A 23,990-nucleotide genomic window follows, 5' to 3' on the forward strand; every position below is an offset into this window, starting at 1 on the left:
CTGGTTAACCGAAAATGATCAGGCGCGAGAACGCTCTCGAGTGACTGCAACTTCGGCCAGATCCTCGAGCAGTTTTTCGTGGGTGAGCCAGAAGATGTCTGGCGCTTTCTTCGCCAGTTCGATCCAATGCGGACCTTGCATCGTTTCTTCCGTCCACAGATGGCAGCCGGCGGCGGTGGGCGTGATGATCCAAGCGTGATAGGCCCTGGAATGCTCGGCAATCTTCGGATAGCCGCCCCAGGCGATGCGCGTCATCGGTTCGAATTCCTGTACCGAGGCATAGACATCCTGCCCGGCCAGGTTCGTCTCGAAACGCGTGCCGGCGCCGAAGCGCGTGTGTCCATCGAGCAACTGCACCTGCTGCACGCCGGGATAGAAGCTGGGCCACGCGGCGGGATCGGTGAGCAACTTCCAGATCGTTTCCGGCGAAGCCGCGACCTCGAGTTCGTTGGTGAAGTGGATTGGGGAACGGCTGGGCGCCATTTCCTGCGGCCATTTGATGGCTTCGTACATGATGTTTCTCTTCGTATTTGCGTGTTCGATCGAATTCGACGGATGCCCCCGTCGCCTCAGTCCGGCTTGACCAGGTCCTGAAAAATCAGCGGTGCCCAGTTGCGTCCACGTGCCTGCACCAGCGCGCCGCCTTCATCCAGTGTCCCCAGCCACACCGGCGCGAAACCGAGGCGTTCGCACAGGGCAGCGACGAGCGGCACTGCGCTGTCGTCATCGCTGGCAAGAAACACGACCCGGCGCCCGCCTTTGACGCTCGGGTCGGCGGCCAGCAGACCGGCGGCCAGATGATTGAAGCCCTTCACGAACTTGGCGCCAGTGAAAGCCCTGGCGGTGACGGCGGAAGACGGTAAGCCGCCCAACTCGTCGACGGGCACACCGTAGGCGTTGGTCGCATCGACGAGCGTCTTGCCCTGCCAGTTCGGCAGCGCCCTGGCGATCGTCCGGTGCTCCCAGAACGGCACAGCAAGGAAGATGACGTCGGCTCGCAGCGCGTCCTGCAAGGTCTTGGGAATGACCGCCGGGCCGATGGCTTGCGCCTGTGTCGCCAGCGCTTCGGGCGCGCGACGGCTGGCGACGGCCACTTCAATGCCTTTGCGGGCGAAGGCCCGGGCGAGGGCCTGGCCGACCGCGCCGAAGCCGATGATCGAGTAAGACATAGAATTTCTCCCGCACGGGTGCTTGTGTGAGGAGTCATGCTATTTATTAACTCTTCAAATGTTAATCTAGCGATTCTTGATAAGACTTATTCCAAATCGACATGGATCGCTTCCACGAATTGAACGCCTTTATCGCCGTGGTCGAAACTGGCGGGTTTTCCGCGGCCGCGCGCAAGACTGGCGGATCGCAGTCCGCGATCAGTAAGGCGGTAAGCACGCTGGAAAAACGCCTCGGTGTGGCACTACTTCACCGCAGCACGCGAAAGGTGACGCTGACCGATCAAGGCCAGAAGTATTACGAGCGCACCAAGCCGCTAATCGACGAAATCCAGGTCGCGGACGGCGAACTGACCAGCAGTACGCTGGACGTTTCCGGTCTTGTCCGCATCGCCGCGCCTTCGACGTTCGGGCGCCTGCACGTGCTGCCGCTGATTCCCGAATTGCTGTCGCGCCATCCGGGCTTGCGCATCGATCTGGTGCTCTCCGACGCACTACGAGACATGGTGGAAGATCGGATCGATCTCGCGATTCGCTTGAGTGCGGTCAGCGACCCGGAGTCCGTTGTCCGACGCGTGGCCGGCACTGCGTTGATCTGCGCGGGCTCCCGTCGCTATTTCGAACAACACGGAACGCCGCAGACGCCCACGGATCTCGCCAATCACAATTGCCTGATCTACGGCGAGATGACCGAGTGGAACTTCACCGGGCCGGAAGGCCGCTTCAGCGTGCCGGTGCACGGTAATCTCGCCTCCAACAGTGCAGAAACGATCCTGGCCGGCGTGGTGGCCGGCGTCGGCATCGGCTTGTTCCATCGCGCTTCGCTGGTCGAGGAATTCCGTAATGCGGATGTTGTCACCGTGCTCGACGATTTCGTCAACGAACCACGCGACGTCAGCCTCGTCTGGCCCAAGCGCCGCTTCGTATCGACGCGCGTGCGCCGCGCGACAGATTTTCTGGCAACGGCACTCTCAGCGCGTATCTAGCAAAGCATTTAGATTCCCACCACGCAGATCGTGCCGCGTCGGGGTAGCCCCCGAAGCACCGCTGTTAAGCTCTGCTGCGTTGAACCGCCGCCGCAAACTCACGGCGAAATGCATCAAAGGGGTGCGTGATACGTTCGGGCGTATGACCGCCAGGGGTGTACGGGGGAACCAAGGCGGGGAATATCTGATGAAGGTTCCTCTTGCTTATACCCAGCAAGCATCTGTCTCGCAAGATCGTTCAGGCCCGACTGAATAGCGTGAGCCAGATTTATCGCCAACCAAGGGACATGCATTTGATTCGCCGCTCGCCCCGCGTCGCTGACGCCTGAAAGCGCTCACCTGCTGCGCTTGCCAGCAGTATTCTCACAGCTTTCCTGCCTCCTGAAAGTCCTCACCATCCTGAAAAAGCTCACCTATCCGCAAAATTTTGAGACGGCGAACGGATACCAGTTGAGCCGTCCACCGAAGTGAGTTTCGTATCTCCCGTTGATGCGTCCAAGCCAGATGACTTCATCGACCGAAAGGCAGACGAATGTGCAGTTGAGTTGAGCTGCGCCGACATCACGTACGGATCACCTCGGGAGCCTTATGCGACAAGCAAAGTCGCAACTTTCAATTGCGGATAACGAATTAAATATGCCACCGCAGAATGTAGATCTTGCCGAGTTCGTTGAGGTGATTTTCTAAAAGTCGCATCTTTTTTGTACTGCGATAAAACTTCAAAACCCGACCTTCAACTGAAACCCAACGGTGAACGGCAGGTTATCGGACGGAATGGGCGGTACGAGAATGAAGTTCATCCCCACGCGCTTATACGTGACCATCACGATTGGCGCGGCCACCGGTCCAATCGAATGATCGTGGCCGAAGCCGTAACTCCCGTAGTTGTAGCCGGAGATCAGGCCGCCCATGACAGCCAGGCGCACAAAGCCCCAATGCGCGAATTCGGGCGCCCAGACACCACCGCCGTACCATGACGGGTGAGAGAGCGAATTGCGGAATCCCCCCGCCGTCAACGCCCACTGGCCATTGAGCCAGCATTCCACCCCAAGGCCGGGATTGACGTCTTCGAACGATTTCTTCGGGTGGATGTGATGTGAGGCCAACATCGCGTCGACCCAGACTCCGCCGCCACACCAATTTGCCGCATAGGCCTGGGTCGAACCCATGGCAAAAAGACTCGCGCCGACCATGAGAGCTGACGCCGCCTTAACCGCGCGCAGGCCCGATCTGCGCGCCGCCCGTATCCTCAAACGCATGCCCGCTCCGTTTGCCGGCCGCCCGCCGGCATAGGTTGTTATTCATCGAGACTTTCGGCGTTCGCCGTTCGTCGCGCACTGTACTACAGCAATCCGCGTACGTGACGAATAGAGGCACGACTCGGGCGAAGAGGGCCGCCGCGCGCCGCACACCGGCATCAACGTCTCATTGCGAGCATGCAACGACTTCGGGCAACGCACGGCGCGATACGGCAATGCATCGCGTATCAAAGCCCCAGATCGGAGAGCCCCGGGTGATCGTCGGGCCGGCGGCCGAGTGGCCAACGGTACAACCGATCGCTTTCGCGAATAGGCAAATCGTTGATGCAGGCGAAGCGCCGGGCCATCAACCCGTGTTCATCGAACTCCCAGTTCTCGTTGCCATACGAGCGGAACCAATTGCCCGAATCGTCGTGCCACTCGTAGGCGAAGCGCACCGCGATACGGTTGCCGTCATGCGCCCATAGCTCCTTGATGAGGCGATAGTCGAGCTCTTTCGCCCATTTGCGGCTTAGGAATGCGACGATCCCTGCGCGCCCTGTCACGAATTCGGCGCGATTGCGCCAGACGCTTTGCGGTGTATACGCCAAGGCGACGCGCTCGGGATCGCGCGTATTCCAGCCGTCCTCGGCCGCTCGCACTTTCTGCTTTGCCGTCTCGAGCGTGAAGGGCGGCAACGGCGGCCGCGTTTCGTTAGGACTCCTATCGGACATGACGCTTCTCCTGGTTCGACGTTGATGCGCGCTTCGGTTTCGAAGCCGGGGGGTGCGGCGATGATGCCGCGAAATCGAGCAACTGCCGCGCGACTGCTTGCGCATCGCCCGCTGCATCGGCACAGCCGCTGACGAGCGCAACGCCGATTGCGCCGTCGACGAGCACCAGCCATTGGCGCGCGAGCGCCTCGGCCTGCCGCGCGTCGAGCCCGTGCTCTTCCGCAAATGCATTGCAGCGCTGCATGATGAAATGCAGCAGTGCCGCCTTATGCTCCCGGGCGACGACGCGGATCGGATCGTCAGGCGATGCAATTTCACCGGACGCATTCAAGAACGCACAGCCGTGAAAGCCCGGCATGCCAAACCACTCTCGTAGCAGGTCGAACATGCCGAGCAACTGCGTCCGCGGCGTTTTGCCGTTGCGCAGCGTACCTTCGACGAACCACGCCATCCAACGCCCGTGCCGCCGCTCGAGTGCCGCGGCCACGAGCGCATCTTTCGATTCAAAGTAGGTGTAAAAGCTTTTGCGCGTAGCCTGTGCGGCTCGCACGATGGCGTCGACGCCGGTCGCGTGAATGCCGCCCGCGTAGATCAACGCCTCCGTCGCATCGAGCAGTCGATCGCGTGCGCCGGGCGGTTTCACGTCCGGGTCGAGGTCGCGTTCTGCGCTGACGCCCGCGGTGGCGCGGGTAGACATGGCGTCGTGTGTCTTCATGGTCGCAAAGGTAGAACGATCATTCTCCTTTGTCAATTCGATTCGCGCATATAAGCTGTCGGACGAAAGGTGAGAACTTGCGGGACCCTACGCGAAACGGCGTGCGGACCGTTTCGAACAGAATCCAACAAGGGAACGGAAAGATGACACAGCTTCTGAAGTGGGGTGGCGCGTCGCGCACGCTGCTGCTGGCGGCCGTCTCGGCCAGCGTGCTTTCGATCGCAGCTTGCACGCCGCTACGCGTCGTGACACATACGGTCGGGACCGACGAAGCACAAGTGCCCATCGGCGCTTATGCCATGGACGCTGACCATTGGAGCATCACCTTCGATGTCGAACACCTGCAATACTCGCGCTACGTGATGCGGTTCGATCGCGCGCATGCACAGCTCCAGTGGAATAAGGGTGGACTTGAAGCGAGCACGGCCGACGTGACGATCGACGCAGCCAGCGTCGATACGAAAATCCCGTTGCTCGACAAGATGGTCAATGGGCCGGACATGTTCGACACAGCGACCTATCCGACCATTCATTTTGCCGGGAAGCGTTTCGTCCGCACGGGCCCCGCACGCGGCACATTGGAAGGCGACCTCACGATCCGCAACGTGACGCGCCCCGTGACATTGAACGTCACGTTCAACGGTTACGGCCGCAACCCGCTGACAAAGGCGGACACGCTGGGTTTTTCGGCCGTAGGTGCATTCAGCCGCGCGCAGTTTGGCTTGGCGACATGGTATCCGGCTGTCGGCAACGACGTTCACGTGCGAATCGAGGCGGAATTCGAGCGAACGCAGCAGCCGGCTTCCTAGCGCATGCGGGATTGCCCGCCCGAGCATCAGGCGGGCATGATTCGTTAGTAGAACTCACTCACTGTCGATCAAACGGTCCAGTCGAGAATCACCTTGCCGCTTTCTCCCGAGAGCATGGTTGCAAAGCCCTTCTGGAAGTCGTCCACGGCGAAGTGATGGGTGATGATCGGCGAAAGATCGAGCCCGCTTTGCAACATGGCCACCATCTTGTACCAGGTCTCGAACATCTCGCGGCCGTAGATGCCTTTGATCTCGAGCCCCTTGAAGATCACCTGATTCCAGTCGATGGCCGTTTGCGCAGGTGGGATGCCGAGCAGTGCCACCTTGCCGCCGTGATTCATCGCTTCGAGCATGCCGGTGAATGCGCTCGGCACGCCCGACATTTCGAGGCCCACGTCGAAGCCTTCGGTCATGTGCAGCTCGCTCATGACGTCGCGCAACGACTCTTTGGCGATGTTGACCGCGCGCGTCGCTCCCATTTTGCGAGCCAGGCCAAGCCGATATTCGTTGACGTCCGTGATCACCACATTGCGGGCTCCCACATGCCGTGCGATGGCCACCGCCATGATGCCGATAGGCCCGGCGCCGGTGATGAGCACGTCTTCGCCGACCAGATTGAACGACAGCGCAGTATGCGTGGCATTGCCGAACGGGTCGAAGATCGCGGCCAGATCGTCGGAGATTTCGTCGGGGATCTTGAACGCGTTGAAAGCCGGAATCACGAGGTACTCGGCAAACGCCCCTTCGCGGTTCACGCCGACGCCGACCGTGTTGCGACACAAGTGCCGTCGTCCTGCCCGGCAGTTGCGACAGAAACCGCACGTGATGTGGCCTTCGCCCGACACGCGATCGCCGATCGCGAAACCGCGCACTTCCTGCCCCATCTCGACGATTTCGCCGACATACTCGTGGCCCACATGCATCGGCACGGGAATCGTCTTCTGCGCCCAGTCGTCCCACTTCCAGATATGGATGTCAGTGCCGCAAATCGCCGTGCGCTTGATGCGGATCATGACGTCGTTGTGGCCGACTTCAGGCTTGTCCACTTGCGTCAGCGTCAATCCCGGCGCGCGTTCGAGTTTCGCGAGTGCTTTCATTTTCAAGTTCTCCTTAGACGATGCCGAGCGCGCGTCCTACGCGCGTGAATGCATCGACAGCGCGATCGATCTGTTCCGACGTATGCGCAGCGCTCATCTGCGTGCGGATGCGCGCGCGCCCCTTCGGAACGACCGGATACGAGAACCCGATCACATAGACGCCCTCTTTCAGCAGCGCATCGGCCATGCGCGAAGCGACGGAAGCATCGCCGAGCATGACGGGAATGATCGGATGCTGCCCCGGCACCAGCGTAAAGCCGGCCGCGCTCATCGCCTCCCGGAAATGCTCACCGTTCGCGCGCACACGGCGGCGCAGGCGATCGCCCTCGTCGCTCGTGAGCAGTTCGAGCACCTTGAGCGAAGCCGCTGCGATGCTCGGCGTCAACGTGTTCGAGAACAGGTAAGGCCGCGAACGTTGACGCAGCAGTTCGACGATTTCGCGACGTGCTGCCACGTAGCCGCCCGAAGCGCCGCCGAGCGCTTTGCCGAGCGTGCCCGTGATGATGTCGACGCGACCTTCGACGCCGCAAAACTCCGGCGTGCCGCGCCCGTGTTCGCCAATGACACCGACGGCGTGCGAATCGTCCACCATGACGAGCGCGCCGTAGCGGTCCGCCAGATCGCAGATGCCGGCGAGATTCGCGATGATGCCGTCCATCGAAAAAACGCCGTCGGTTGCGATGAGCTTGAAGCGTGCCCCGGCTGCATCGGCTTCTTTCAGCTTCGCTTCGAGATCGGCAAGATCGTTGTTCTTATATCGATAGCGCTTCGCCTTCGACAACCGGATGCCGTCGATGATGCTCGCGTGGTTGAGTTCGTCGCTGATGATGGCGTCGGCTTCGTCGGTCAACGTTTCGAATAATCCCCCGTTCGCGTCGAAGCAGCTCGAGTAGAGAATGCAGTCCTCCGTGCGCAGAAATGCAGACAACTCGCGCTCGAGATCCTTATGGACCGTTTGCGTGCCGCAGATGAAACGCACCGACGCCATGCCGAAGCCATCTTTGTCGAGACCTTCCTTCGCCGCCGCAATGAGGCGGGCGTCGTCGGCAAGGCCCAGATAGTTGTTCGCGCAAAAGTTGAGCACATCGTCACCGGCGGCCAAATGCACCATGGCCGATTGCGGGCTCGCGATCACGCGTTCGGATTTGTAAAAGCCGTCGGCTCGGATCTGGTCGACCGTGCCGCGCACGTGGGCGAGAAAGGAATCGCGCATGGGTTCGCTCCTGGCGGGAAAAAGCCGCTCGCGCCGGATAGCGGGCGATGCGGGCGTCTATTGCTGTTATAGTCGGTTGTCCGGTTATGCCGAACAATTCCAGTTTTTCGAACCAAAGTTCGATATAGCGAACAACTTTAAACGATCGAAATTCGAATGGCAAGTTCCGCCACCCGGCGCACCACGCCCCCGTCGCAGTCCCCGTCGCAGTCCCCGTCCCAGCCGCAGGCCGTTTCCGGCGCACCCTCGTCGATATCGGCGCCGCCGCGGGTCGGCGAGCAGATTCAACGATTGCGCACGGAACGGAAACTGACGCTCGACGACCTGTCGCGCGCAGCAGGCGTATCGAAATCGATGCTCTCGGAGATCGAGCGCGACAAGGCGAACCCGACGATTGCCGTTGCCTGGCGGCTGACCAACGCGCTCGGCGTGAGTCTCGATCAATTGTTTGCCGCACAGCGCGCGCCCGAGACGATTGCCGTCTCGGGGCCGCACGACATTCCGACGCTGGACGGGCACGACGCCAAATATCAGCTTCGCGTCTGGGGGCCGATCGAGCTGGCCGGAAAATTCGAATGGTACGAACTCACCCTGCAACCGGGCGGCGCGCTCGTGTCCAATGCGCACGAGCCTGGCACGCGCGAGCATTTGACGGTGCTCGCCGGGTCGATCGAAATCGAGGCGGACTCGGAAGTCAGGCGGCTCAAGCCCGCCGACACGGCACGCTATCAGGCCGACGTGCCGCATGCGATCCGTAACGCGGGAAAGAACGAAGCGAAGGCGTTGCTCGTCGTCATTCACGGCTGACGCCCGCTCGGAAGACGTGGTCGTCTACCTGTCCGCGTCCAGCGAAGTACTGTATATTTCCACAGTATCTCGATATCCTGGTGAGCGGCCATGAACGAACATGATCTTGCCGCGCTGCGCTTTCAGGCCGCGGCGCGCGACCTCGAACACATCGTCCGTCATATTGCGGGGCGCTATATCGTGCAAGGCGTCCCGCTCAGTTGGCGTCTTTTGCACGCCATCGAAGCCGAGGCTCTCGCAGACCTGGGTTTCGCCGGTCGGCATGATGCGTACGTGCTCGATCTGTTCAGGCGGCCCGAGCATATGACCTATCCGGAAACAGACGACCCGGCCACGTTCGGTAAATCGAACGCATTGCCCGCGGCATTCGCGTTCGCCGTTGCCGCATACGAGGAAGCGCAGATCGCCCAAGCGGCGGATGCGCCTCGTCGGCATGGCGGCCACCCACCGGGGGCCGGCTGGCGCGACTGAAGTCGACGCTCCCGAAAAAGCTCACGTCTGCGCTCCCGAAACATCTCACCTCTGTGACATTTGGCGCGACATTTGCGCCAACAATCAGACAATCATGCAGTCAGGTCCGGCGAATCGGTGCGGGTGGACGCGAGAAAGCGCGTCACCGCTTCGAGCCGCGACCGCTTGACGCCTGATGAGTGGTCGCATTCCGGGCACACCAGCTCGAAGCCATTGCCGGCTATCGCGAGTTCGGGCTCGCCGTCTTCGCACTTGGGGCAATGGGCGGGAACGTCGACGTGCGCGTCGAGGGCGGTGCCAAGTGTGGCCAGGTCAGAATCGTCGAAACGACCGCCCTTCGCCCACGACCGGATGAGACTTTCGAGTTCGGGCGACAATGCGCCTCTTTCTCGCGCAGCCGTCAGCTCGCCCGTCAATGCGTCGATCTCGTCGGACAGCTCGCGGACCTGAGCTTCGAGGCGATCGCCTCGGCCTTTGGCCGCACTCAGTTGTTGAATGAAATCGAACTCTTTGCGGCTGGCATCGCGAATGCCGGTTTGATAGGTGCTCGCCATGCTGCGCAACGAATCAAGTTCGACGAGCATTGGCTTGACGCGACGTTCCGCTTCTGCGATGGCATCTTTGATCTGGTCGGCGTAGTGCTCGGTGCTCTGGCGCAGCTCTTGATGCAATGCGTCGATACGTTCGCGCAACGATGCATTTGTCGCCTGCTCTGCTTCGAGCCGTTCTTCGAGCCGAAGCTTCTCGGTCTCGAGCCGCGCGACCGTTCCCTGTAGCGCTTCATTCGAACTCAGACCCAGTGCCGCCGACGCGCTCAACTGGCTTTCAAGTTCCCGTACGCGCGCGAGCGCAGCATCTGCGCGTGCCTCGCTGCGCTGCCACGCCTCGAGCGCCGCTTCCCGGCGAATCTCAGCCTCTTGAAGCGCGCTCTTGCCTTGGTCGAGCGATTGGGCCACCTGCTGGCGTTCGTCGTCGAGCGTCTGCCGGGCCTCGGCCATGGCATATTCGAACAAAGCACCGAGTAATTCGCCGGCTTTGTCTTCGAGCGATTGCGGGATAACGCCAGCGCCGACCCGGACGCGCGATGCATCGCGGATACGCTCCCAGAAATAATCGATGTCTTTCGGGATATCGCTTGCGCTACCTGTCTGGGTCAGATCTCGGACAGCTGCGCTCGATGGCCGAATCCCCAAATCGAAAAACAAGCGCTTGCAGGCGTGTAGCGATAACTCCCGACGGTGGGTGCCGCTCGCACGGAGCGATTCGAGTTCCTTTCGGATGGCGTTGCGCTCTTCGTCGATGGTCATGGTCGCTTCTGTTTGTTTGAAATGTAGTGATAATAACGAAATACGTGTCATATGGTACGGTTTTCGTTTATTGCTAGTTTGCAGCCTGAAGCAGTCCGGTCGGCGGTTATCTTGTGCCGTTTGAGCGTTGCAGAGGGTGCTTTTTCCGTGAAACAAAGCGAAGAACTGGATATAAATGATTGATTTGTTTACGAATTGTGGTTTCAACCTGGGTTCGCGACTTGTTTCACGGGACTGATCCGTTTTTGTGCGGTGTATTTTTCGGGGCTCGCGGGTCATGTCTTGAGAGTCATTGAAGTAAACACCCTTGAACCCTTGTTAAAGACGTTAACGCCACGGCAATCCCTTGCCCAGCAAGGCTTTCAGCCTGATCGAGTGAAGCTTTACGGGAGTCGAGGTGAGCTTGGGCGGGATGCGACCGTGATGGGGTTCGGGGACGAGCGTGAGCCATGACGGGAAGCGATGTGAGGGGATTCAGGAGGCATCGCTTTAGCGCTATGTCGTCACGGTGAGTATTTGCGGGAGCGGAGCGGCGCTCGAGCCTCACGTGCTGGTGGGGGGCGTCGACCGCAGTATTTGCAGCCGGTGAGATTTTTCGGGAGCCGCTAAAACGGTCCAATTGCATCCCCTTTCATGCGCCGGAAGGGGTGTGGTGAGTTCTTCCAGGAAAGAAGATGCGCCGGAAGTGAGTTTTTTCGGGAAAACCCTGGTCTTCCGGAGCCCGAATCGCGTCAAGGTGAGCTTTCTCGGGAGCATAAACATGGATGAGCAAAAGCCTGGGAAGCCGTTTCCTGGCTCGTCCCGCGCTGCTTGGTGTTTCAGGTGAGACTTTCCGGGATGAGTCCAGACGGTGTTGATTCCGGCCTCGAACCATTGGCACCGGGGTCTCATCGGTGAGCCTTTTCGGGATCTCGATTGGCGGCCGAAAGCGCGTGCCGCGCGAAGTTAGTCTCCACTTTCTCGGAAAGCTACGCCAATTCGGGTTGGTGAGTTGAGTGGGCTGCGTCGGGGTAAGGCAAAAGGTGAGTGTTTTCGGGGAGTACCGGAGCGCCGATTCCGCAAAGGCGACACTGCTGTGCGACCGGGTTCAGGTGAGGTAATTCGGGACCTGATTTGTGCGTGCAGCGTAAGAGGGGTTGCATCGCTAAGTATCGGATCCAGTTGAGAAATATCGGGGCGCTCTGGTTCAGGTGAGCCTTTGCGGGATGTGCGACGCGTGACGCGCGCGGCGAGGGGGCATCGTGATCTCCGCCTCTTGCGGTGAGGCTTTACGGGATGGACCGGCGGTTGACGATGTAGCTGGATCGTCTCTGTGGCCGGCGGCGCGGCGGCCTGGTTGGATCGACGGTGAGCCTTTTCGGGACTTCCTTGACCTGCGCGTGGAGCGAGGCGAAGTACCCCGATGAGGGTCTGGGCTGCGACGACGTCTTGAGAATCAGTTATGTGGCCGGCTGTTTGCCGGCCGCCGTCGCGGGGTCGATGGTGAAGATGAGGCCCGGTGCCGATCCTTCAGTGATCGTCGATCGACCACAGCTGAATTTATCGCCGAATCCCGTCGCGAAATCGCTACATCGGTGGCGGTGAGCGAATACGGGAGCGTGCCCGGAGCTGCCGGCAGCCATCGCAGCAATGGCGATTTCGCCGACGCCGCGTCCGACAACGAAACGGCGCCAACCATCAAATCGAGCATGGTGAGCGTTTCCGGGAGCAGTCCCAGGTGAGTTGCGACTGAGAAGCGCCATTCACCGCGAAGGGTGAGAGCGTACTTGTAGACGCCCATCACCGCACTCTGTATCCTGTCGAGAAATTTCCTTCTCGACCGACGCATGGCAACGAAGCGCGCGAAGAAAACCGATGTGGTGAGCCCAAGCTCCGCTGAATTGCGAAAAGCCGTCGAAGCGATCGCGATTCAGCCCAAGAGCGGCAAGATCACGCTCCTGACGCGAAAGCTGTTCAACGTCCTGCTGGCCGTGGCGCAGCAGGCTGACGAGTCGGGCGATACTTATCGCGCGCTGCTGTCGGATATCGTCGCGAACTCGGCATTTGATTCGAACGACACGGCCCTCGTGAAAGAGCACTTGCGGCGAATGGTGTCGGTCCAGGTCGAATGGAGCCAAGGCACGTCAAGCCAAAAGCCTGGCCGCAAGTGGGGCATCTCCACGCTGATCGCTGACGCCGAAATTCTCGAAGACCCTTCCACACGCCGCGTGTGGGTCGAGTTCTCGTTTGCGCCGAAGATCAAGAAAAAGCTGCTCGACCCTGTGCAATACGCACGCTTGAGCTTGCAGTTTCAAAGCCAGCTGCGCAGTAGTGCGGGGCTGGCGTTGTATGAGATCTGCGTCCGCTACCTCACGAATCCGAGCCACCTCACGATGCGCGAGTCGTGGGCGTGGTGGCGACCGATTCTTTCCGGTACGCCGGACACCGAGGCGGGCGACGAGGCGAAGCGCGAGTATAAGTACTTCAAGCGCGATTACCTGCGTCCCGCGATCGCGGAAGTGAACGCCGTGACGAACATCTTCGTGGAGCTCATCGAGCATCGCGAGGGGCGACGTGTCGCGGAGATCCAATTCAGAGTCACCGAACGCAAACAGCCGATGCTGGCGCTCGACGAGCATCCGAACGTATTCGACAGTACGTTGATCGATCGGATGGTCAAAATCGGCATCCCGCTGAAGGAAGCACAAACGCTGTACGCGGATAGCGAGGAGAACCGGATTCGGGCGGCGCTGCAGATGACGGAGCAGCGCATGCGCAGTACCTCGTTGCCACCCGTGCGCAGCGCGCCGGCGTTATTCAAGGATGCGCTCAAGAAGGGTTATGCCCCACCGATCGATCTTGTCGAGCAGCCGGCTGGTGGCACGGTCAAAGGCCTCTCCGGCACCGTGCCGGCCGACGAACTGAAAGCGCGATTGCTCGACGAGTACGCCGCATATCGCCGCAAGGAGGCACGTTCGCTGTATGAGGAGCAAGGTGAGTCGGAACAGGAGCTCGCACGCCAGTCGTTCGAAGAGGACATGCTTCCGCAGCTCGGTTCTCACCTACGTGAAGATTGGCGCCGCCGCGGCTTGAGTTCGAAGCTCGGCGAAACGGCCTTCCTCGACTGGCTCGCACGTAAGACGTGGGGCGAGCCCACCGACGGCGATTTGCTCGCGTTCACATTGAGTCAATCGCGGGCCGCTTGACGCCGCGCCCGCAGCAACACTTAGTCCGGCTGCAACATCTTCTCGATCTGCCGTAGCAACTCGTCCCGCTTTTCCCGCGTCAGCCCTCGCAACCGCAGTTCTATCCGGTCGTCGCCGTACGACTTCAGATCGCCCACCGCTACGCCACCGAGCTTGATCTCCATCCGCTGCGCGTAGCGTTGGCGCGTGGCCGGTCTCGAGGCCTCTTGCGGATTTGCGCGACCCTTGACGATATCGGCCACTTGCCGCGTGCTCAGATCGTCCGCGACGATGCGGTTGATCAGGCGCAGCGTGGCCTCGACGCCCCGCGCGGAATGATAGCGACCGACGTGATACGCCATATTCGAACCAAAGCGATCGGGCCTTGCCACCATTTCCTGCATGATTGATTCGGGTAGCTTCGCGAGCGATAGCGCGACGGCTACGGTCGATTCATCAAGCCCCAGGTGCTCAGCCAGCTCCTTTTGGCTTTGGAAGTGGTTCTCGTCGAGGAATCGCCGCCAGACGACGGCGTTGTCGAACACGGTCTGGGAATCACGCTGAACGTTGAGGTCGTAGCCGAGCTTGTAGCTCTCGATTCCGATCGGCAGATCGACGACGACAGCCTTGACCGTTTCCTTATTCGCCTCTTTCAAAGCGCGCACGCGCCGGCCGCCGTCGCTGACGAAATATGTGCCGTGATTGGCGTAGTCGGGAATAACGTGGATCGCCTGCTGCTGGCCTTGTTTGGCGAGGTTAACGGCCAGCTCGGCGATCGACGCCTTCAAATAAAAGTGACGCGGGTTGAACGGACTCGGCTTAATGGCCTTCAGATCGAGATCGATCACTTGGCCCGGCTGGTAGCTGTTTGCGAGCCTCCACTGCCGATACTCGGCAGACTCATGGACGTGCGTCGCTTCGTTCGAAGACCCGACCGCATGCAGTACAGTTTCAGCTCGCGCCGACGAGGTTTTGGTCGAAGGCTGCGTGTCGCTCGTGACGAGGTCGTCGATCGCGTTGAGCCGATCGAGGGCAGTGCGCTTTTCGCTGCTCGTTGTATCGGGACGCGCTTGGAAGCCTTTAGCGAACTGGGACGGTTTCATTGGGGATCCTTTATGCGCATAAAGTCAGGGGAGCATCGAGGCGATTTCGTCCGCGCAGGCGCGGATTTCCGCTGCAGCGAGCTTTGCGCCCCGATCGCTCATTTGCAGAACGGTTTGACCGAGTGCCATCGCCTGTTTATAGGCTTCGCGCGTCGGAATTTGCGTCTTGAGGAGCGGGAAGCCTAGTTCTTCCAACGCGCGCTTGAGTTCGCGCGTGAGCATCCGTTTTTCTTCGGTCTTGTTTAGCAAGAAGACGGCGCGAAGGTCTTCGTTCATCACCTGGGCCTGTTGGACAAGCTTGACCAAGCCAACGCTCGACCAGTAGTCGGCCGGGGAGGACGAAGTCGGGATGACAGCGACAGTCGCGGCCAATAAGACGACGCCCGATACTTTCTCCGTGATGGACGGGGGGCAGTCGACGACAATCACGTCGTAATCCGCAATGAACTTCTTGATCTCGCGGTGGATTTGGCCGCCGGCTTCGGACAGGTTGACGACAGGAAATGGAATACCGTTGTCGCCGTCGGCCGAGGCACTGGCCCAGTGAACCAGCGTGTTTTGTCCGTCCGCATCTACGACGAGAACACGCTTACCCCTTTCATGAAAAGCCGCGCCAAGATGCATGGCGATGGTGCTCTTGCCCACCCCGCCCTTCTGTTGAGTTACCGCGACGATTTCGGCTGCCAATTTTTTTCGCTCCTTAACAGATTGACGGATTCTACCTTGTAGATTTTCGATTTCAATCTTTTCGTCGTTACTTCACCACGAATTAGCCGTTCAGCCGAGGTTTATGCGCATAAACAGGACGCGCGGCGCCACTAGGGCTGCCGCTTTAACGCCGTGTTCCACTGTGATGACTGGTGGCCGCTTTTTCGTCATCTCCTCCTGAGAAACAGCGACGCAGGCAGTGGTCTCTGGTCGGGCGAACGGAGAATCGTTGGAGAAGGTGTTGCATCGGTCGAGGTGTGCTCATTAGACGGCAAGGGCTTTGAGCGCGCGGCGGCTCAAACGCGCGAGACATGCCGTCGCCGTCTCGGGCGTCGCGGAGCTTGCTCCTACGGAACTGGCAGATGTCAGCGGTATAGCTGCGGCTGATGTGTCGACCGGAGCGCGAGCCCGGGCGCGATAAACGTGGGCACAGCTACGTCGTCCGTTCCGTCACGCGCCGCTGCAAAGCGGTCGCTCGGCTTTATGCGCATAAAGTCCACCGAGCTCGGCGCGAGCGTCTGGTTTGCACATCGGTTCTGTGGGCGGTGCATGTGACGTGGACCAAGTTATTGGCCGCGCGCATTACGAGCGCAGAACCAGCAGGATGGCGATGGCGGCACCTGATGTCGCTGAGCATTCAGCAAACTCCGCGCGCAAGTAGATGGGCGTGGCAGGCAGTTCTTCTCTTCTGCCTCAGGCGAGCAGCCATTCTGGCCCGTCACATCGATGCGCATAACCCGGTGTTGCAGAGCGTGCCGATCAAAGACTGCAATAGCGAGTTCGAAGCACTGACGTAGTATGGAGTGCATGGTCGTCGTCAACGACGGCCTGCTGACAGCTTCACTCTTCCTCGTGCGGAGCACGGCGAGGTGACGCGGGCGCGACCGGCGCTTCTGAGCGGTCGGTGGCTCCCCGGTTTATGCGCATAAATCGATGGGATGGCGCGCGGCATGCATGGCGGCAACGATCGCCCGCAACAATCCACAGAACTCGCGCCCAGCGACGCATTAGCGAGGGCGACTACGCACCGCTTCCATTCGCACAGGGCAGGATGGGCGCAGAAATCATCATCAGCCCAACGCCAACGGCCCGATACAATACCTGCCTCCTGGCAATCCAACGAAACAACCGTCATGATCACCATCTATCACAACCCCCGGTGCTCGAAATCGCGAGGCGCGTGCGAACTCGTCAGCGAAACCCTGAACCAAGCTGGCGAATCTGTGGAAATTATCGAGTACCTGAAGGAGCCGCTGTCCGTTGAACAGCTTAAAGCGCTGCATCGCATGCTCGGCGGTTCTGTGAGAGATATGCTTCGCGATGGCGAAGCACCGTACAAAGATCTGGGATTGGATCGATCAACACTCACCGACGACCAACTGTTTGAAGCGATCGCGGCCCACCCCATACTGCTGCAACGCCCCATCGTTGTTCGCAATGGCCGTGCGGTAATTGCACGGCCTCCGGAACGCGTCGAGGCGCTGTTCAAATAACGGTATCGGTGCATCGAGGCCGGCCAGAGCGGTTTGTTGCAACGACTGGTCGTTTGATCACGCAACGGGCCGCCGCGTCGCTAGCTCGGTCGATGGACAAGGTGGTCAGCTTCGGCGCAACCCCGACGAAGTTGGCTTGCTGCGTCTGCGCTTCAAACACGCCACTTCGTGATCAAGCGTGGTTTCCTCGCACGCCGGCGATCCGGCCACGATGAAGAAAGCCTTGAAGCGACCAGCGCCCAACCCCATGGAAGAAAAGATAGGCGATCAACACTGCCCACAGCACATGGTCCTTGATCATGACGGGTTCCAGGCCCGGGTAAGACAGCACGGCAACGAGATTGACCACGAACAGTCCCGCCGCGGCAAATCGCGCTTGAAAGCCGAGCAGTAGCAGGACAGGGAAAATCAACTCACCGCCTGCGCCCATCACAGCGGCTACCGCCGGAGGTAGAACCGGCACATGATATTCGTTAGAAAACAAATAAAGCGTACTGTCCCAACTACGCAATTTGGTCAGACCGGATAAGAAAAACACGCGGAATAAATAAAGTCGTATCGCGAGCGCAAACAACGGCTGCAAGGTGATCGCAACGTCGTCGAGCCGGCGAAACAGGCTACATATCTTTTTCATGATCGGGTTCCTCAATAGCATGAACGAGTCGATGACTAAACAGCCGCGCGAGCAACGAACCCGCGTCGGCGCCACTGCTGGTGAACGCTGATTGGACGGCGTCTCCCTTCATCAGCGCAGTGATTGCCTCCGCTTCCGCTGGTCCAAGCGGTTCCCAACGCACGGCGAATCGCTCGCGCCAAATCAGTACCGATTGTCCGCCCGCCCCCAGATGTGCAGATGAGCCCCCGGTATGCATGCGCAGGATGTCGGCGATCGGCCAGCGGCTCGATCGCGCGAGATCGACGCATGGCACGAACCGAACCGACGCAGCGGCAAACCGCTCGGGTCCGAGCCTGGTCAGCGCCGAGCTTTCGATCGCATGGCAGTCTTCTGCGAAGTACGCGCGATGCAACCGCCAATCGACATCAGCGACATCGCCCAAATAGGGCAGCCCGGCGGCTGGCTCGAAGCCGCGCACGAACTCGGGCAGCTGCGCGCCGTCGTCGTGGAGGTTGGCACTCCGGGCCGGCGTGCGATCCACATAGGCACGCGCGAGCGCGCAAAAGTAGTCGCGGCCCACGAGCTTCACCACGTTGCCGAAGGCGTCGGCTAACGCGGCAATGCGGTTCAGCCGTACGTTGTTTCGGTAAACGCTGATGCGCGTCGCCGTCGCCGTCGCCGTCGTCGATGTCATGCCGACCGGCGCGTTGCGGTCGTCGCCGAGCGATGTCGCGAAAGCGTCAAGCAGAGCCGCGTAGTCGGGCTGGCCTAACATGTCGCCTCCTCGGCGGACCGTGACGCTTTCGCGGCCATGCGAGCGGTCGCGGCTTCCACGCGTGCCTCGACTTGCGCATACTCTTGCAGCAATTCATCCAAGGGCGGCAGGTTCGTATCGCGCTCAAGCAATACCGGTGTCGGGCCAAACCGATCGAGCGCCGCATCGAGCAGCGCCCAAACGGCATCGCAGACGGGCGCGCCGTGCGAGTCGATCGCGGTCGTGTCGAGCCATTCGAAGCCGGCAACGTGCATTTCGCGGATGCAGTGCCGAGGCAATCGCGCGAGCTCCGCGAGCGGGTCTACGCCAAGATTCAGCGCATTGACGTACAGATTGTTGAGATCGAGCAGTACGCCGCAGCCGGTCCGCGCGACGAGTTCGCCGAGCATTTCGGCCTCGGTGCATAACTCGCGTTCGAACGCGACGTACGCCGAGACGTTTTCGATCAAGATCGGTCGACCGAGCGCGTTCTGGGTGGCGTCTATGTGCCGGGCGACGAGTTCCAGCGCGCCTTCCACGCGTGGCACGGGCAGCAGGTCGTTGAAATAGCGACTGCCAGACCGATTCCAGCAAAGATGCTCGGAGACGAGCGCCGGCTCGATGCGAGCAACGAGCGCTGCCAGTTGTTTCAGGTAATCGCCGTCGGGCGCTTCGACGCTGCCGAGCCCCAGCCCCACGCCATGCAAACTGACGGGGTAGCGTTCACGCACGCGCTCCAGTGCCGCGACCGGCTCGCCGCCGCCGAAGTAGTTCTCGCTATGCGTTTCCCACCATCCAACCCGAGGTGTGCACCCGAGAACGGTAGCGACATGCGGCCCGCGCAGCCCGAGACCTGCGCCTATCAATGCCTGCTGGTTCAATGTCGTTGCTCCTTTGAGCCGGACGACCGCGTACTGGCGTGAGCGAGACGCGCGATCGTCCGTGGGCCGCCCGCTTGGAGCGGCTATCGTTGACTCGCGCGGTGATTACATGCCGGGCGTCAGCGAGCCGCCGAGTTGAGCGCAGGTTCCCTTTGCGACAGCCTTGAATTCGCCCTTGTCCATGCTCTTGGTGGCCTGACCGGCGCACGAATGGCTGTTGCCCTTGCAATCGTTCTGGCCGGCTTTCGCGACGCCATAGCACTTTTCCATGTCGGCGGCGAATACGGGGGTGGCGAGCGTCGCTCCCAGGGCTGCGGCGAAAGCGGCGGCGGCGATCCATTGCTTGTTCTGCTTGTTCATTCGATTCTCCAGAGATTGATTTTCAACAATGAGGAAGCCGATAGCGAGGCTTCGGTAGCGCGAGTCGGCTGCCCCACAGCGCTCTGCAGCCGATCGACGAGCCGGCATTGCGGTTGCCGGACCGGCGGTCGAAGCGGATGGATGACGCACGACTCTTGCTGCCTTCAATACGCTGGGGTTGGCGCAACGGATGCAATACAAAACGGAAAAATGCGGCGGTTGATCCCGGAGAGCTGATCGGGCGGTCACCGAAACGTCATGGATGTGTCGATTCGTAAGCGGGGCGGGATATTGACGACTTATCCACAGATTCTGTGGAAAAGGTTGTGGAAAGGCGGGGCAAGAAGCCCGGCCGGCCGGGCGTTTAGTGGGTTGCCGGAAAAACGGGCCGGCGAAGCGAAGCGTAGGCGGCTATGATGAAAAACCTGGCGGAACCCTCCGCTTTTTGGCGACGTCGTCCTCACACGTAGGAGCAATGACCATGGCTTACAAAATCGAAGTGGTTGTCGGCAGTCTACGGCGGGAATCGTTCAACAAGCAGCTGGCGCACGCGTTGGCCAAGCTCGCCAGCAGCGACTTCGAATTTTCTTTCCTGGACATCGGCTCGCTGCCTCTCTACAGCCAGGACTATGATGCCGATTTCCCCGACGTGGCCAAAGCGTTGAAGGCGCGCGTAGAAGCGGCGAACGGCCTGCTGTTCGTTACGCCCGAGTACAACCGCTCCATGCCGGGCGTGCTGAAGAACGCGCTCGATTGGGGCTCGCGGCCCTGGGGCGCGAATTCCTGGAAGGACAAACCGGCAGCCGTCTGCGGAATTTCCGTCGGCGCCACCGGCACGGCGCTGTCGCAGCAACATCTGCGCAACGTGCTGGCTTACTTGGACGTGCCGACCCTCGGTCAGCCTGAGATCTTCCTCAAGCACACCGATTCGTTCTTCGACGCCCATGGCGGTATCGCCAACGACGACACGCGCAAATTCCTCACGACGTTCGTCCAGCGCTTCGAAGCGTGGGTGAAACGCCACGCTTCGACGAAGTGATCGCTCACTTTGATTTAGGAGCCGGCTCGTCGCCACCGTAGTGCTCGGCATCCTGCAGGTATTCGTCGGGTACCGACGCCGGGCGCGCCGGGACGCTTTCGGGCGGTGGCGCCGGTTCAGTCGCACCCGTGGCAAAGACGGCGCCCATGCCGGGCGCTGAGCCGGCGGCGACGGCGGTGGCCGCAGCTTCCGTCGTCGCAGTGTGACCGGCGTTTGCCGCGTCGCCAGCCTCCTTGACAGGCGCAGGCGCCGCAGTGCCGCGGGCGTAACTACGTACGGAGGAGCCGGACCGTCTCGGCGTGGACGGGACGCCCGCCCTCAGACCGAGTTCTTCGAGTGGAGAATGAGCGCGGGTGGCTTCATCCCCGGGTGCGTGCCAGGTGGCCGCGCGCTCCTCGATATCCAGCGGGCCCATGGCTTCCAGTGTGGACCGCGTGAGTTGCGCGAGCGCATCGGTTGCTGCATCGACGCAGACCATCACGGCGCCGCGTCTGACGGCTTCGGCGTATTGCAGCGATACCGATTCGGGCGGCGCCGTCGTGAACAACGATTCGAAAAAGCGTTCGATGCTGGCCAGCAACCCTTCGTTAGCAGTCGGCGCTGAATCGACTGCCGACGTTGCATCGCTCGCATAGGTTGGCTCGCATCGGGCCTTGAGCACCACATCCTCTTGTGCGATACCGGCTGCGACGAGTGCATCGCGCGCCGCCTCGGCCTGGGGATAGGTGTCGAAAAACGCAAGAACGGTGTGTTGCATGATGACCTCCTCGAGGCGGGGCTGCCAAGGTTTGCCTATATCGGTAGTCAGACCCGATACGGGCATGCAAAACTCGCGCCGCCTGACTCAGGTCGCCCTGCCGTCCGCGTGGCTGCGGACTTCGCGCTTGCGCGCTATCTTCTGAAGCATGGATTCGAGCAGGCCGATATCAAAAGGTTTTGACAGCACGCGCACGTTGACATTCCTCGCACGCTCGAGCTCCTGCGCATATCCGGTAATAAGAATGACCGGAATCGGGGGCGCAAGCATCTGCGCCGCTTCGGCCAGGTCGATACCGTTGTTTGCGCCCGGCATGTGGATATCGGAGATAAGAACGTCGAAAGGCTCCTCAGCGCTCGACAGGTTCTCGGCGATCATGCGCAAAGCGGCGTCCGCGTTGTACGCGCACGTCACACGGTGTCCCATCATGCGTAACAGCGCCTCGGTCCCCGCCGCGACTTCGTCGTTGTCTTCGACTAACAGCACGTGCAGCTCGCCCGCCGGCTCGGCCTCGGCGGCATGCTGCGGAGCCGCGGCCGCTGCGCCAGGCGCCTCGGCCGCGCGCGGTAGGTAGAGCCGCACCGTGGTGCCGACGCCGGGGGTGCTGTCGATGGTCGCGAGGCCGCCCGAACGATCGCAGAACGCAAAAACCTGCGGTAAGCCCAATCCCGTTCCCATGCCTTTGGGTTTCGTCGTAAAGAGCGGCTCGAACGCATGAGCCAGCACGTCGGGCGCCATACCGGCACCCGTGTCCTCGAGCGAGATCTGCACGAATTCGCCTGTCAGCGCGAACCCGCTTTCCCGCTCGAGCCGAACGTTCGTGGCGCGCACGGTGCAGCGGCCGCCGCTCGGCATGGCGTCGCGAGCGTTGACGGCCACGTTGATGAGCGCGAGCTCCAGCTCCGCACTATCGACCTCGATCGGCCACACATCGCGGCCGATGTCGACCACGAGCGCGGCCTTCGCGCCTAGCGACATGCGCAAGAGCTCGCGGCTTGCCGTCATCCAGCGCGACAGATCGATCACCTCGCTGCGCAGCGGCTGCTTACGCGCGACGCCGAGCAATTGACGCGTCAGCGATTGGCCGCTTTTCAGTGCGCGTTCGATGGCGCTCAGTTCGCGATCGAGCGGTGCGGCGTCACGTCGCCGCGCGATCTGGACGTTCGTCGCAATGATCGTCAACAGATTGTTGAAATCGTGCGCGACGGTCCCGACCAGATTGCCGAGCGCTTCCATCTTGCGAGATTGCCGGTACGCCGATTCGATCGAGCGCCGCATCGATGCTTCCGCCTGCCAACGCTTCCACGCCTGCTTCTCCGCGGCGAGGCGTTTCAGCGACAGCACCAGCACGAACCAAAGCACAATCGAAGGAACGAAAATGGATGCCGCGGACACCAAGGCCCGTTTGTACCAGGCTGTCCAAATGGCCGCCTCGCTGTAGGCGCACGAAACGTAGACGGGATAGGCGCCTACCTGACGATAGGCAAGGATTCGTCCGCCGCGCGGCTCGCGCCTGCCGTCTTCGCCGGCAGTGCGCAGCACCCCGGAGCGGCTGCCATGGGCAAGCGCCGCAGCCAGTTCGCGCGGTGCCATGGCCGATCCGGAACCCCCCGGGTAAGACGCGAGCACCGCGCCGTCGGTGCGCGCCAGCATCAACGTCATGGCGCCGCGCTCGTTGCCGAGCAGCTCTCGATAGAACGACTCGAAGTATGAACGGCGCAGCGCGACCGAGACGAGCCCCGCGAATGCGCCGTTGGCACTGCGTCGCGCGATGCCCGTATTGAAAACGGCCTCGCCGTTACCCCCGTGCCAGGTCATGACCTTCGACACGTGTTCGAGAATGCGCCCGCCGCGGATGCCGACGAAATCGTCGCGCGTTGCGATCGAGGCATGGGGGGCCGGGTAGTAACGGCTATTGGCGAGCAGGGCGCCTGCGGGTCCGAAGATAGAGACCGATGCAACCTGCGGGTAGCCGCCGCCGATGGTTTGCAGCTTGTTGTGGATGTCGGCTTCGCGGGTGCGGATTGCTTCGTCGTCGAGCCCGCGTACGAGGTCGTCGACACGTTGGTCGAGCGTTTCGTTCAGATCGAACACTTTCAGCGCATGTTCTTCTGCGATGCGGGCCGTTCTGACCGTTGCATCGGTGGCCGAGGCCACGCGTGCCCGAAAATCGGAGTAGGCGACGGCAGCCGCATAGACGCCCGGAAGGACGATGGCGGCAGCAAGCAACACGATCAACGTGGTACGTCGGACGGAAAAGTCCGGCTCGGGCATAGCCGGCACGGGCGAGCCGTCCTGCCAATCTTCGGGCAACGCGTTCTTGGTCGCATCGTCGAGCCGTTGGCGGGTCATGTTCGTAATGGTTTCAATTGGGATGCGGTTACCGTTCATTCATCATAAGCGAGTTATTCCTGCGTCGGCTTTTGACGTTGCCAAAGACATATGACACGTCCGAACGTTCGCCCTAAAACAGCGACGAAACCGGAAGCGCAAACGTACACAAAAGAAAAATTACCGCATATTTTGCCAAATATGTGTGAATCATTTCTTCATACTGGTCAAACAAGCGGGC

22 protein-coding genes and 2 pseudogenes are annotated in these 23,990 nt (G+C 61.0%); 7 read left to right on the top strand and 17 right to left on the bottom strand.

Annotation, left to right across the window (positions count from 1 at the left end):
• Positions 1-18: 18 nt before the first annotated feature.
• Entirely contained in the window at positions 19-513 is a 495-nt protein-coding gene (locus tag C0Z19_RS08025) for an SRPBCC domain-containing protein (protein WP_102609265.1), read from the bottom strand.
• Positions 514-569: 56 nt separating this feature from the next.
• A complete protein-coding gene (locus C0Z19_RS08030; RefSeq protein WP_102609266.1) occupies positions 570-1,169 on the bottom strand; it encodes an NADPH-dependent F420 reductase in 600 nt (199 codons plus the stop codon).
• A 101-nt stretch (positions 1,170-1,270) separates the two neighbouring features.
• On the opposite strand from C0Z19_RS08030, the gene C0Z19_RS08035 reads away from it, so the two are divergent.
• Positions 1,271-2,152 carry a LysR family transcriptional regulator gene (locus tag C0Z19_RS08035; RefSeq protein WP_102609267.1) on the top strand — a complete coding sequence of 294 codons (882 nt, stop codon included), beginning with the start codon at positions 1,271-1,273 and terminating at the stop codon, positions 2,150-2,152.
• 719 nt (positions 2,153-2,871) lie between these two features.
• Here C0Z19_RS08035 and C0Z19_RS08040 read toward each other — a convergent pair.
• From C0Z19_RS08040 to C0Z19_RS08050, 3 genes are all read right to left on the bottom strand, one after another.
• Positions 2,872-3,345 (bottom strand): hypothetical protein, encoded by a 474-nt coding sequence (locus tag C0Z19_RS08040; protein ID WP_175084008.1) that lies wholly within the window; start codon positions 3,343-3,345, stop codon positions 2,872-2,874.
• 293 nt (positions 3,346-3,638) lie between these two features.
• Positions 3,639-4,124, bottom strand: coding sequence for a nuclear transport factor 2 family protein (locus C0Z19_RS08045; RefSeq protein ID WP_102609269.1), 486 nt, complete (start codon positions 4,122-4,124; stop codon positions 3,639-3,641).
• Positions 4,114-4,821, bottom strand: coding sequence for a TetR/AcrR family transcriptional regulator (locus C0Z19_RS08050; RefSeq protein WP_102609366.1), 708 nt, complete (start codon positions 4,819-4,821; stop codon positions 4,114-4,116). Before C0Z19_RS08050 ends, C0Z19_RS08045 begins: the two co-directional genes overlap by 11 nt.
• Before the next feature lie 161 nt (positions 4,822-4,982).
• Between C0Z19_RS08050 and C0Z19_RS08055 the strand changes: the two genes are divergently transcribed.
• Complete coding sequence (locus tag C0Z19_RS08055) at positions 4,983-5,648, top strand: YceI family protein (protein WP_102609270.1); 666 nt, start codon at positions 4,983-4,985, stop codon at positions 5,646-5,648.
• Positions 5,649-5,716: 68 nt separating this feature from the next.
• Here C0Z19_RS08055 and tdh read toward each other — a convergent pair whose 3' ends face one another.
• Both tdh and C0Z19_RS08065 read right to left on the bottom strand, forming a co-directional pair.
• On the bottom strand, positions 5,717-6,745 hold the full coding sequence (tdh, locus tag C0Z19_RS08060; protein WP_102609271.1) for an L-threonine 3-dehydrogenase: 1,029 nt from the start codon (positions 6,743-6,745) through the stop codon (positions 5,717-5,719).
• A 13-nt stretch (positions 6,746-6,758) separates the two neighbouring features.
• On the bottom strand, positions 6,759-7,958 hold the full coding sequence (locus C0Z19_RS08065; RefSeq protein WP_102609272.1) for a glycine C-acetyltransferase: 1,200 nt from the start codon (positions 7,956-7,958) through the stop codon (positions 6,759-6,761).
• A 156-nt stretch (positions 7,959-8,114) separates the two neighbouring features.
• On the opposite strand from C0Z19_RS08065, the gene C0Z19_RS08070 reads away from it, so the two are divergent.
• Positions 8,115-8,765 carry a helix-turn-helix domain-containing protein gene (locus C0Z19_RS08070; protein ID WP_102609273.1) on the top strand — a complete coding sequence of 217 codons (651 nt, stop codon included), beginning with the start codon at positions 8,115-8,117 and terminating at the stop codon, positions 8,763-8,765.
• 90 nt (positions 8,766-8,855) lie between these two features.
• Entirely contained in the window at positions 8,856-9,236 is a 381-nt protein-coding gene (locus tag C0Z19_RS08075) for a DUF2471 family protein (protein ID WP_102609274.1), read from the top strand.
• Between the two features lie 92 nt (positions 9,237-9,328).
• Here C0Z19_RS08075 and C0Z19_RS08080 read toward each other — a convergent pair whose 3' ends face one another.
• Positions 9,329-10,543 carry a DNA-binding protein gene (locus tag C0Z19_RS08080; protein ID WP_102609275.1) on the bottom strand — a complete coding sequence of 405 codons (1,215 nt, stop codon included), beginning with the start codon at positions 10,541-10,543 and terminating at the stop codon, positions 9,329-9,331.
• Between the two features lie 1,826 nt (positions 10,544-12,369).
• Here C0Z19_RS08080 and C0Z19_RS08090 point away from each other — a divergent pair.
• The gene (locus C0Z19_RS08090) at positions 12,370-13,728 is read left to right on the top strand and encodes a replication initiation protein (protein WP_102609277.1); all 1,359 of its coding nucleotides are present in this window, start codon (positions 12,370-12,372) and stop codon (positions 13,726-13,728) included.
• Between the two features lie 20 nt (positions 13,729-13,748).
• On the opposite strand, the pseudogene C0Z19_RS08095 reads toward C0Z19_RS08090, so the two are convergent.
• The 3 genes and pseudogenes from C0Z19_RS08095 to parA all read right to left on the bottom strand — a co-directional run.
• Positions 13,749-14,609, bottom strand: a pseudogene (locus C0Z19_RS08095) (ParB/RepB/Spo0J family partition protein); the annotation flags it as partial.
• Positions 14,610-14,698: 89 nt separating this feature from the next.
• A pseudogene (locus C0Z19_RS29155) lies at positions 14,699-14,810 on the bottom strand (ParB/RepB/Spo0J family partition protein); the annotation flags it as partial.
• 24 nt (positions 14,811-14,834) lie between these two features.
• The gene (gene parA, locus C0Z19_RS08100) at positions 14,835-15,497 is read right to left on the bottom strand and encodes a ParA family partition ATPase (RefSeq protein WP_102609279.1); all 663 of its coding nucleotides are present in this window, start codon (positions 15,495-15,497) and stop codon (positions 14,835-14,837) included.
• 1,154 nt (positions 15,498-16,651) lie between these two features.
• Here parA and arsC point away from each other — a divergent pair.
• Positions 16,652-17,011 (top strand): arsenate reductase (glutaredoxin), encoded by a 360-nt coding sequence (gene arsC, locus C0Z19_RS08105; RefSeq protein WP_102609280.1) that lies wholly within the window; start codon positions 16,652-16,654, stop codon positions 17,009-17,011.
• 172 nt (positions 17,012-17,183) lie between these two features.
• On the opposite strand, the gene C0Z19_RS08110 is transcribed toward arsC, so the two are convergent.
• The 4 genes from C0Z19_RS08110 to C0Z19_RS08125 all read right to left on the bottom strand — a co-directional run bounded on the left by C0Z19_RS08110 (position 17,184) and on the right by C0Z19_RS08125 (position 19,622).
• On the bottom strand, positions 17,184-17,666 hold the full coding sequence (locus tag C0Z19_RS08110; RefSeq protein ID WP_233196051.1) for a DoxX family protein: 483 nt from the start codon (positions 17,664-17,666) through the stop codon (positions 17,184-17,186).
• Positions 17,629-18,402 (bottom strand): HvfC/BufC N-terminal domain-containing protein, encoded by a 774-nt coding sequence (locus C0Z19_RS08115; RefSeq protein ID WP_102609282.1) that lies wholly within the window; start codon positions 18,400-18,402, stop codon positions 17,629-17,631. The genes C0Z19_RS08110 and C0Z19_RS08115 overlap by 38 nt, the downstream gene beginning before the upstream one ends.
• On the bottom strand, positions 18,396-19,262 hold the full coding sequence (gene bufB, locus C0Z19_RS08120; RefSeq protein ID WP_102609283.1) for an MNIO family bufferin maturase: 867 nt from the start codon (positions 19,260-19,262) through the stop codon (positions 18,396-18,398). Before bufB ends, C0Z19_RS08115 begins: the two co-directional genes overlap by 7 nt.
• Positions 19,263-19,367: 105 nt before the next feature.
• The gene (locus C0Z19_RS08125) at positions 19,368-19,622 is read right to left on the bottom strand and encodes a BufA1 family periplasmic bufferin-type metallophore (protein ID WP_102609284.1); all 255 of its coding nucleotides are present in this window, start codon (positions 19,620-19,622) and stop codon (positions 19,368-19,370) included.
• A gap of 481 nt (positions 19,623-20,103) precedes the next feature.
• Here C0Z19_RS08125 and C0Z19_RS08130 point away from each other — a divergent pair, with 481 nt between their 5' ends.
• Positions 20,104-20,661: an NADPH-dependent FMN reductase gene (locus tag C0Z19_RS08130; RefSeq protein WP_102609285.1), complete on the top strand. Its 558-nt coding sequence runs from the start codon at positions 20,104-20,106 to the stop codon at positions 20,659-20,661.
• A gap of 4 nt (positions 20,662-20,665) precedes the next feature.
• Here the strand turns inward: C0Z19_RS08130 and C0Z19_RS08135 are convergent, their stop codons facing one another.
• Together C0Z19_RS08135 and C0Z19_RS08140 are read right to left on the bottom strand one after the other, a co-directional pair.
• Entirely contained in the window at positions 20,666-21,418 is a 753-nt protein-coding gene (locus C0Z19_RS08135; RefSeq protein ID WP_102609286.1) for a hypothetical protein, read from the bottom strand.
• 87 nt (positions 21,419-21,505) lie between these two features.
• Positions 21,506-23,770, bottom strand: a complete 2,265-nt coding sequence (locus C0Z19_RS08140) for a hybrid sensor histidine kinase/response regulator family protein (RefSeq protein WP_102609287.1) — start codon at positions 23,768-23,770, stop codon at positions 21,506-21,508.
• Between the last annotated feature and the right edge of the window lie 220 nt (positions 23,771-23,990).

The organism is Trinickia soli (genome assembly GCF_002879855.1).
In the GTDB taxonomy this organism is placed as follows: Bacteria; Pseudomonadota; Gammaproteobacteria; order Burkholderiales; family Burkholderiaceae; genus Trinickia; species Trinickia soli.